We start from the raw sequence: 9,604 nt of genomic DNA, 5'->3' as shown, positions 1-9,604 counted from the left end.
CCGCATAAAATTCATCCTGAATAGTACGATGGAAACGCTCGCATATACCATTAGTTTGAGGACTTTTGGCCTTAGTTTTAGTATGGTCAATATCTTCTATAGCCAAATATAATTGATATTCGTGTTGCTCCCTATTACCACAATATTCTGTACCCCTATCAGTTAAAACTCTTAGTAGACGAATCTGATTTTGCTCATGAAAAGGAATAACCTTATCATTGAGCATATCAGCGGCTACTAAAGCGTTTTTCCGGTCATAGAGTTTAACAAAAGCTACCTTTGAATAAGTATCTATAAAAGTCTGTTGATAAATATGGCCTACTCCCTTAATATTACCTACGTAATACGTATCCTGTGCTCCTAAATAACCCGGATGATGTGTCTCTATTTCTCCATGAGCCTGTTTCTCAGCTTTGGCTCTTTCTAAGGCTGTTATTTGCTCATCTGTAAGGATAATTCCTTCCTGATTAACCTTCGCTTCCAATGCTTTTAAACGTTTCTTAAAGGTAGCTAAATCATGTCTTAACCAGATTGAACGTACTCCACCAGGAGAGACAACTATACCTTGTTTCTTTAGCTCATTTGATACTCTTAGCTGTCCATAAGCTGGTAAGTCCAATGCCATCTTGACAACGGCTTCTTCTACTAACGTATCTACCCGATTTTTCTCTATGGGTTTTCTGCGACTAATTTCTTGAAGTGCTAATTCACCACCTTGTTCATAGAGTTCCTTGAAGCGATAGAAACTATCTCGACTATAACCCATTACCTTGCAAGCCTTTGAGACATTGCCTAAAACATTGGCAAGTTCTAATACTCCTAACTTGTTCTTGATGATTTTTGCCTGTGTTGTCATTTGATTTAATCTTTAATTTTAAGTTACTAAATAAATCGTAACTGTCAGATTAAATCATGACTATTTCACATTAGGGCATTTCTGGGTTCCCTGTCTCAATTCTATCTACTCTGAATGATGTATTTCTACAAAAGAATGGCACATCTTATTACTTCCGTAAACAATGTCTCAATTCTATCTACTCTGAATGATGTATTTCTACTCTAGGAATCGCCCAGTTTTTGACATTCACTTACTTTAATCGTCTCAATTCTATCTACTCTGAATGATGTATTTCTACTGGTTCATTTGCTAATATAGCAGGTAAAGCTGAAGTGTCTCAATTCTATCTACTCTGAATGATGTATTTCTACAATATGACCGCCTCCTTACGGATAGGATTACCTGTCTCAATTCTATCTACTCTGAATGATGTATTTCTACTTAATTACACCTGCACAATTAGCTCCATTTATGAAGGTCTCAATTCTATCTACTCTGAATGATGTATTTCTACGGAATAATTTAAGATATGACTCAGTATCAGGAGAGTCTCAATTCTATCTACTCTGAATGATGTATTTCTACTATGACAGTAGTTTAAAATTCCTTAACTTCTTTATGTCTCAATTCTATCTACTCTGAATGATGTATTTCTACCGATGGAAAGAATCTTATTCCTTTGGTTGAAATTGTCTCAATTCTATCTACTCTGAATGATGTATTTCTACTGAGATGGTTAAGAAAGCCTCCCCTGAAGATGTAGAGTCTCAATTCTATCTACTCTGAATGATGTATTTCTACAAAAACCCGTACGTTGACTTTACAACTGCAAGCTGTCTCAATTCTATCTACTCTGAATGATGTATTTCTACTCACAAGAAACCTCTTAAATACAATAATATGAATGTCTCAATTCTATCTACTCTGAATGATGTATTTCTACTAGCTAAATGCGAAACTCCGGAATTGGAACTTTTTGTCTCAATTCTATCTACTCTGAATGATGTATTTCTACGTACCCATGGTTTAACGGAATCATGCGTACAAGTCGTCTCAATTCTATCTACTCTGAATGATGTATTTCTACACTGTAGATGAAGATGATTTTCACCACATTAAAGTGTCTCAATTCTATCTACTCTGAATGATGTATTTCTACGTGGTTAGGGTTTTCCATGACTCTTGAGAAATTAGTCTCAATTCTATCTACTCTGAATGATGTATTTCTACTGAAGTCAGAAATGACAAAAATGGCAAAAAGTGTCTCAATTCTATCTACTCTGAATGATGTATTTCTACTTCAACGTGCGCAAATTGCGGCAACAAAAGAAAAGTCTCAATTCTATCTACTCTGAATGATGTATTTCTACGTTCTAATCCTGATATTAGCAAGGATAAAAACGAATGTCTCAATTCTATCTACTCTGAATGATGTATTTCTACATTTATTGTTAACTCTGTCGGTATTAATCATTACGTGTCTCAATTCTATCTACTCTGAATGATGTATTTCTACAAATTATTGACGCCCTGGATTCAACTCCGTATGTGTCTCAATTCTATCTACTCTGAATGATGTATTTCTACGCGATGACGAATGCCTTGGCAAAAGTGTTAAAGACGTCTCAATTCTATCTACTCTGAATGATGTATTTCTACACTCTGATAAGCCTGATTGTGTGAGTGTGCAGCAAAAGCATCTGTCTCAATTCTATCTACTCTGAATGATGTATTTCTACTTCGGATGTGTGTACTTTGTGTACACGCAAAATGTCTCAATTCTATCTACTCTGAATGATGTATTTCTACGGACTGAATTAGAGGACGCAGTTCATAAGACAATAGTCTCAATTCTATCTACTCTGAATGATGTATTTCTACGTATACGAGTCACTTAAGAAGAAGGCGGAAAAAATGTCTCAATTCTATCTACTCTGAATGATGTATTTCTACAGACACAAAACTCTTTGAGTCTTTGCCAGAAGTCTCAATTCTATCTACTCTGAATGATGTATTTCTACAATATAATCAAATGACAGCAATCACAACGCCTGTGTCTCAATTCTATCTACTCTGAATGATGTATTTCTACAATCTATCAGGTTACAGGTAAAACATTAAAGTATAAGTCTTAATTCTATCTACTCTGAATGATGTATTTCTACTGGGTACAAAAAGGAAGCGAACGGTGGGGTGGAAATTCTCAATTCTATCTACTCTGAATGATGTATTTCTACTCAGTACAAGCTGCATTCCTATTTGGGTTGCAACCGTCTCAATTCTATCTACTCTGAATGATGTATTTCTACATAGTAGCTTGCTCGTATGTGATGAACGGTAAAAAGTCTCAATTCTATCTACTCTGAATGATGTATTTCTACAATATGACCTGCCTTTCGGCAGCTTAATAGCTTGTCTTAATTCTATCTACTCTGAATGATGTATTTCTACCCAGGGTAGAATTTGGGTATCTTGATAAGGCTCAGAGTCTCAATTCTATCTACTCTGAATGATGTATTTCTACAAAAGTTGTTCGTTCAATTGTTCAAAATGTCTGCATGTCTCAATTCTATCTACTCTGAATGATGTATTTCTACAAATATGAATCGCAATACACTCAAAATGCTATGTGTATCAATTCTATCTACTCTGAATGATGTATTTCTACACTGAGTTGGTGTATCCAATAAAGTCTATCAAGTCTCAATTCTATCTACTCTGAATGATGTATTTCTACTGAATATCTTGGGGAGGAAGATTTTGAAACCCTCTGTCTCAATTCTATCTACTCTGAATGATGTATTTCTACGGTTAAGCCTAATGTGATGACAATTAAGCCTCAATGTCTCAATTCTATCTACTCTGAATGATGTATTTCTACTTTTTCACATCATGAAAAATTTCAGCAAAATTTCAAGTCTCAATTCTATCTACTCTGAATGATGTATTTCTACATTTATACCGCAAGCGGTGACCACATCGGCGGCCACAAAGTATGTCTCAATTCTATCTACTCTGAATGATGTATTTCTACGCAGTATGATACTTTTATAGAAGCAGCTCAGAATGGTCTCAATTCTATCTACTCTGAATGATGTATTTCTACTTTGTTGCTAAATTAATAAAATGAATAAAAAACTAGTCTCAATTCTATCTACTCTGAATGATGTATTTCTACTTTAACATCCGCAGCATTAGGCCTTGCCTGTGCAGTCTCAATTCTATCTACTCTGAATGATGTATTTCTACGCACGCAATCCACTCGCCGGAGTGAAATGTTTCAGTGTCTCAATTCTATCTACTCTGAATGATGTATTTCTACGAGGAGTGCTATGTTCCAAAGCACATTAAGATTTGTGTCTCAATTCTATCTACTCTGAATGATGTATTTCTACATTCCGGAAAAGCACCTTTGGAGTATCATTAAAGTTTGTCTCAATTCTATCTACTCTGAATGATGTATTTCTACGGAGAGTTTTAAAGGGGAAAGAATCGGAGATGTAAGTCTCAATTCTATCTACTCTGACTGATGTATTTCTACAATGTATTGTTATCATCGGATTACCAGTTTTGTCTCAATTCTATCTACTCTGAATGATATATTTCTACCAGTTGAGACAGCAGACCAAGGAACCAAAACATTTAGTCTCAATTCTATCTACTCTGAATGATGTATTTCTACAACATGGCTCACTTACCATCTCTTCTTTTAATGTTGTCTCAATTCTATCTACTCTGAATGATGTATTTCTACTATCATGTTCTGAAAGTACATCAAATGTATGCATAGTGTCTCAATTCTATCTACTCTGAATGATATATTTCTACAAAAATATGGGCAGCCTGCACTTTCGTCTGTATTGTCTCAATTCTATCTACTCTGAATGATGTATTTCTACTAATTTTTGGAGCCCTTCTTGGCTTCATTTTAACGTCTCAATTCTATCTACTCTGAATGATGTATTTCTACCTATGTACCTACAAGTGATCGCTTTAATCGCCATTGTCTCAATTCTATCTACTCTGAATGATGTATTTCTACTGCCAGCCCGGGCCAGCGACAAGCAGACATACTGTGTCTCAATTCTATCTACTCTGAATGATGTATTTCTACAAAAAACTGTTTTTTGTAATGTTTTTTGTTTCTTTGTCTCAATTCTATCTACTCTGAATGATGTATTTCTACTTCAAAGTAGATGAAAATTCGGTGTGGACTATAGTTAGTCTCAATTCTATCTACTCTGAATGATGTATTTCTACAAAGTATGACCTTTAAGATTGACAATGCTAATGTGTCTCAATTCTATCTACTCTGAATGATGTATTTCTACCGTATAAAGCAAAGGGGGATTGGCGCGAGGATGACAGTCTCAATTCTATCTACTCTGAATGATGTATTTCTACAATACCCAAAAAACCAAAAGAAGGAGCCGAACTGAGGTCTCAATTCTATCTACTCTGAATGATGTATTTCTACAGTGTTTGCTGTAATAATATTATTACACGGAATGTCTCAATTCTATCTACTCTGAATGATGTATTTCTACAGAAATCAAGAAAATCAGCATTGAGCATCCAGGGTCTATTCAGGTGGCATTGCGCATTTGTCAGGATATTGCGGATTTCTGTTTCGTCATCACCCTCGTCAGCTAACTGAAAAGCATAAGCAGCCGAGGTTCTTCGGAGGTAATAGCAACATTGGAGGTAATAATTCAGCTCTCGTTGTATGGCTTTCAGGTTTTCTTCGGGGTCTTCCAATAGCCTGAATCCTCCTTTCTTTTTTGGAATTTTAAATTCATGGTAGGAAGGGTTACTTGCAAAAAACTCAAGGGCAAAGACCTGTGTTTTTAGTAGATAAGCCAAATCATCAACTGTTCTTACCTGACAAAAGATATTCTGAGCCGTTTGCTGATAGGAATATTGAGCCATTGTCTGAAATTTTTAAAAATCCGATACGTCAAAGAACTCAATTGTGAGAATTTAAGGTCTTTGTCAGTTTTTATGAACCGCTGACACGGGTTTTACTCTTGTATCCTTGATAGGGGCTGAAATTTGATGCAATAAAATACCTTTGCCTTTGCTTACGCCTTTGCCTAACCCGATGCCTTGCGGTAGCTGAATATTTGCTTCGAACAGCACGTCAAATGTGAGTCGCCAAAGGTCGGCATTCTGGGTAGAGAATTTTTTGTAGCCTACTTCTTTCAACGAGCCTATCAGTTTTACTTTCAACGATTTATCGGGTATTTCAAAACCAACTGATCGGCAAAAGCCTAAAATATGACCTGTCAGGATATTCTGTAGGAGATCTATACGTTCAATAATTCCGTTGGTTTCTTGCCAGATTTGGTAATTTTCGGCATGAAAGGGCTGCCAGTTGATGATTCTGTATTGTTTGGGTTGGGTAAGCATCTGTATTTCTTCTCGTTGCATATCCATGCTCAACTGTGTTTCAGCCAGGAGTAGAGGAAGCAAAGCCATTAATAATGTTCCACCCTCGTTGATGCCACAAAATCCGTTATGACGGTATTGTACCATCGGATAACGATAGTGTTCGCCACCCTCTTCTTTATGGTTATGCAACAAATCATGTTGCCATTCTGTGAGGTCATTGAGCCAGCTACGCCATTGCTGCGGTGTGCGGTAGGGGAGGTTCTGGGGTTGAATGCTGAGTATGCTGAACTGTGCCATGCGTAAATGTTTAAGAGATTTATTTTGTGTTTGAAACCATGCGCCCATATCCCACATTCGTTTTAGCCCCGATCCCTATGGTGCGGATAATCTCCATAAAAACTTTTTGCTTGATTGCCTTCGTGACAAAAGGATAGCGTTTACTGTCTTTAATATCCATTTCGAAATGAAAAGTAACATTGGGTAATATTTTCATGAATAATAAAGGTATGGGGTTTTTCAAAGCAGATGGGTGTGGTGTAATAGAGTCATCACCTATGATTTCCCTTAAGCTATTACCTTGTACCAGTGTGGCATCATGAAAGATGTCACGGGTATAAATACTCAATTGGATATCCTTTTTGTCTTTATCTATACTTTTACCCTCAAAAATTTCTTTTTCAAGTACATCAATGTCTATTTGTAGCACTTGCTCATCGCTTAGCCCAGCTTTGTAGAAAAGATAACGGATAAATCCTCTTTTGGCTTCTGTTTTCTCCAATTCGTCAGTATTATATTTTTCCTTATGATCAGGCTTTATATTCGGAAAACAGCTTCTTAGCGTGCCTTTTACGCTACTGCCAGGTATAACAGGCAAGCCCGAGGTATAGTCAAAATAAAAGCCCAGTTTGAATTCACCCTCTGCTTTGATACCATGCCCATAGCCAAGCCCTATGGCAAGACCCGGATAAACAGTGGTAAGATCCAGAACACCTTTAGGTGTCTTTGTACCGGTAAAAATAAACCGTTTGAATCGTTCATTTTGCTTCTTAAAGAAACCCTGTGAATACGTGGCATTTCCCCTATCAGCAAAATTGAATGATGTTTCTCCATTATGTTTGTAGTATTCTTTATTAAAAAGAAAACCCAGATTTACCTCTTTCTCATTCATTGTTTTTGTTGATTTTATAGGTGCGTATCATCATTTTCAGGGCAACAGAGGCGTTCATTACTTTTTCTTTTAATAGTCTTTTAGCCGACACAGTCTGTCCTTCTGCATCCATTATCTTCTCAAACAATTTGTCCCTATTGTCACTGCTATTGAGTGTCCTGGCAATGGCATCAATTACTTTCCGGCGGTTTTCGTCTTCCATGTAGACCGCTACCGTTGGTAGTAAATCAATATTGATTACCATTGCGCCAAAGCCTGCAATATGCCCTTCAATTACTCCTTTCTCAACTATGCCGTTGGCTACAATATGAGCATTCTTCAATGCTTCATTAGCCGGTATTAATAACTGATTGATAGCTCTCATTTAATTAACTGGTTAAGGTTAGTGATTTTACAGCGGCCATACCCTACAGTAGCGTTTCCGCCAATCTGAACAAGTTTAGTATTGCTTGTTAATGTTGTATCAAAAAGTGTATCGGGGGTATAATCATCGACAGTAAAATAGAAGCGTGTCATTTTGGGCACTACCTGTTCGTACCAAAGATTCTGGCTGATACCATTCTCGAGATGATTACGAGCCAGCACAGGCAGGGCGTAGTCGCCACATTGGTAGGTAAAGTCTTCATCTGAAAACAGGACTATATCTGTGCCTAATAAGGTATGTATCTTGCTTAATGGAGGATTTTGGTAGGTAAATTCCGTTAAGTCTTCAATCTTTAAATCAGGTATTACTGAGGATGCTATTACTGCTGGTTTTTCGGTTTTAGTAGGAAGGCTTGATAGTGCCTTAAAATCTTTTTTCAAATCCTCATCAAGCTTATACCCGAATTCTTCTGAAATAGAGAGAAATTTCTTCAAAACGTAAGGGGATGTAGCTATGAAATAAGGTCTTTTATTACTTCTGACAGGTAAGCCCAGGAGATGCCCTTCTGAAAAAACACAATTACCTTTGCCTTCATCGGCACTTCCAAATATTTTATTTGATTCTGTTTTTAGGTTGAGTGCTTCCTCAAAAAATTCACGTAAGGCTCCTTTAAGGCTTGAAGCGTGTATATTGGGATATTGGTCAATGGCATCCCGCTGGACGAGATTATCAATAATGCCATAATTTGAACTACCTGCACCAACATGCAGGTTGGACTGAGGAACGAGTAGATATAGGTTTGTTGTCATTGTATAAGAATCAGGAGTTAACGTGTTTGAATTTGATAGTGGTTATAACCAATGGTCTGGAAGGCTTTTGCAGCATCAAGAATTTCTGTCACTTTCATTATATCTTTTGGATAGATAACAGTGCCTCTGCTTAACAGGTGATATTGATTACTGCGAGTAATAGATTTATAGTAGTCTGATTTTTTGTTTTTATTAAATCTGAAAGGCGTAGGCGCATCAGTTAGTATAAAAGAAGAATGGTTCTTTAATACAGCTAAGTCCTCTATGTAAGAATCGCTTAAAAGAATAATTTTATGCTCATTTGCTCCTTTGTCTTTTAATGAATCATTAATCGATTGAATTCTTTCAAAAATACCTTTAGATGGGGTAAGTTCGACTGTAAAAGAAGATTCTGCTCCCAGAAATACAGTTTTGATGGTGGTTAACTCGACTTTTTCTGTTGTTTCAATCTCAAGCCCAAAAGCAAATCGACTTTCATAATTTGCAGGGTCACGTTTGAAACTCTTATAAATATGTTTGAAAAAGGCATCCTGCAAAGTTTTACCATTTCTTTCTTTGGCATTACCTACCTGTGGCGTATCCAGAAAAAAGTAATCTAAAGGTTGAATAGATTGAGTATAATCTGATGAAATGAACTGCTGTTTCAATTCTTTTTTAGGGTCGAAACCATCAATTTTCAGATTTTTATCTGAAGATAATTTTAATGATATCTTGTCCTGGTTATCTAATCCGGCGCTTAGCCATATGTGCTGTTTTTCGACAATGAAGACAGGTGAGATATTTTTAACAATGCCGTAAGCATGGGAATTTAAATCAAAACCTGTAGAGCCAATGAGTTTTTCTTTGTCTAATTCTTCTTTTTCTAAAAGTCCATACTCATTCAGAAGTGCATAGCGTAACATACCTAATAAGGCTGTTTGCTGTGGAAAGTAAGTAGAATGTGCATAATAATTCTGCCGTTCTTGCGAAGTAAAAGTCCGGTCTCCACCAAAGAAAAATTTACTCCTAGGCTTGAGTGTAACGAGGTATTTCAT

General features: G+C 36.5%; 6 protein-coding genes and 1 CRISPR repeat array. All 6 genes read right to left on the bottom strand.

The window, feature by feature from the left end; all coding sequences use genetic code 11:
- Positions 1-856: IS481 family transposase (locus EWM59_RS24165; RefSeq protein WP_130021487.1), on the bottom strand; the 856-nt coding region annotated here is incomplete at its 3' end.
- A gap of 92 nt (positions 857-948) precedes the next feature.
- A CRISPR array of direct repeats spans positions 949-5,385; the repeat unit is 37 nt; unit sequence GTCTCAATTCTATCTACTCTGAATGATGTATTTCTAC.
- 445 nt (positions 5,386-5,830) lie between these two features.
- Positions 5,831-6,526, bottom strand: coding sequence for a CRISPR-associated endonuclease Cas6 (locus tag EWM59_RS24160; protein ID WP_130023820.1), 696 nt, complete (start codon positions 6,524-6,526; stop codon positions 5,831-5,833).
- 19 nt (positions 6,527-6,545) lie between these two features.
- Positions 6,546-7,397 carry a type III-B CRISPR module RAMP protein Cmr6 gene (gene cmr6, locus EWM59_RS24155; RefSeq protein WP_130023819.1) on the bottom strand — a complete coding sequence of 284 codons (852 nt, stop codon included), beginning with the start codon at positions 7,395-7,397 and terminating at the stop codon, positions 6,546-6,548.
- Positions 7,390-7,761: a hypothetical protein gene (locus tag EWM59_RS24150; RefSeq protein ID WP_130023818.1), complete on the bottom strand. Its 372-nt coding sequence runs from the start codon at positions 7,759-7,761 to the stop codon at positions 7,390-7,392. The genes cmr6 and EWM59_RS24150 overlap by 8 nt, the downstream gene beginning before the upstream one ends.
- On the bottom strand, positions 7,758-8,570 hold the full coding sequence (gene cmr4, locus EWM59_RS24145; RefSeq protein WP_130023817.1) for a type III-B CRISPR module RAMP protein Cmr4: 813 nt from the start codon (positions 8,568-8,570) through the stop codon (positions 7,758-7,760). Before cmr4 ends, EWM59_RS24150 begins: the two co-directional genes overlap by 4 nt.
- A gap of 17 nt (positions 8,571-8,587) precedes the next feature.
- Positions 8,588-9,604 carry a type III-B CRISPR module-associated Cmr3 family protein gene (locus tag EWM59_RS24140; RefSeq protein WP_130023816.1) on the bottom strand — a complete coding sequence of 339 codons (1,017 nt, stop codon included), beginning with the start codon at positions 9,602-9,604 and terminating at the stop codon, positions 8,588-8,590.

It is taken from the genome of Emticicia agri (assembly GCF_004168285.1).
Lineage (GTDB): Bacteria > Bacteroidota > Bacteroidia > Cytophagales > Spirosomataceae > Emticicia > Emticicia agri.
Note: the sequence above shows the minus strand (reverse complement) of the source record. Positions and strands in the feature narration are given on the sequence as shown.

Coding starts and splice junctions, on each gene's coding strand:
- EWM59_RS24160 (WP_130023820.1), bottom strand. CDS start 6,526: ATGGCACAGTTCAGCATACTCAGCATTCAACCCCAGAACCTCCCCTAC.
- cmr6 (WP_130023819.1), bottom strand. CDS start 7,397: ATGAATGAGAAAGAGGTAAATCTGGGTTTTCTTTTTAATAAAGAATAC.
- EWM59_RS24150 (WP_130023818.1), bottom strand. CDS start 7,761: ATGAGAGCTATCAATCAGTTATTAATACCGGCTAATGAAGCATTGAAG.
- cmr4 (WP_130023817.1), bottom strand. CDS start 8,570: ATGACAACAAACCTATATCTACTCGTTCCTCAGTCCAACCTGCATGTT.
- EWM59_RS24140 (WP_130023816.1), bottom strand. CDS start 9,604: ATGAAATACCTCGTTACACTCAAGCCTAGGAGTAAATTTTTCTTTGGT.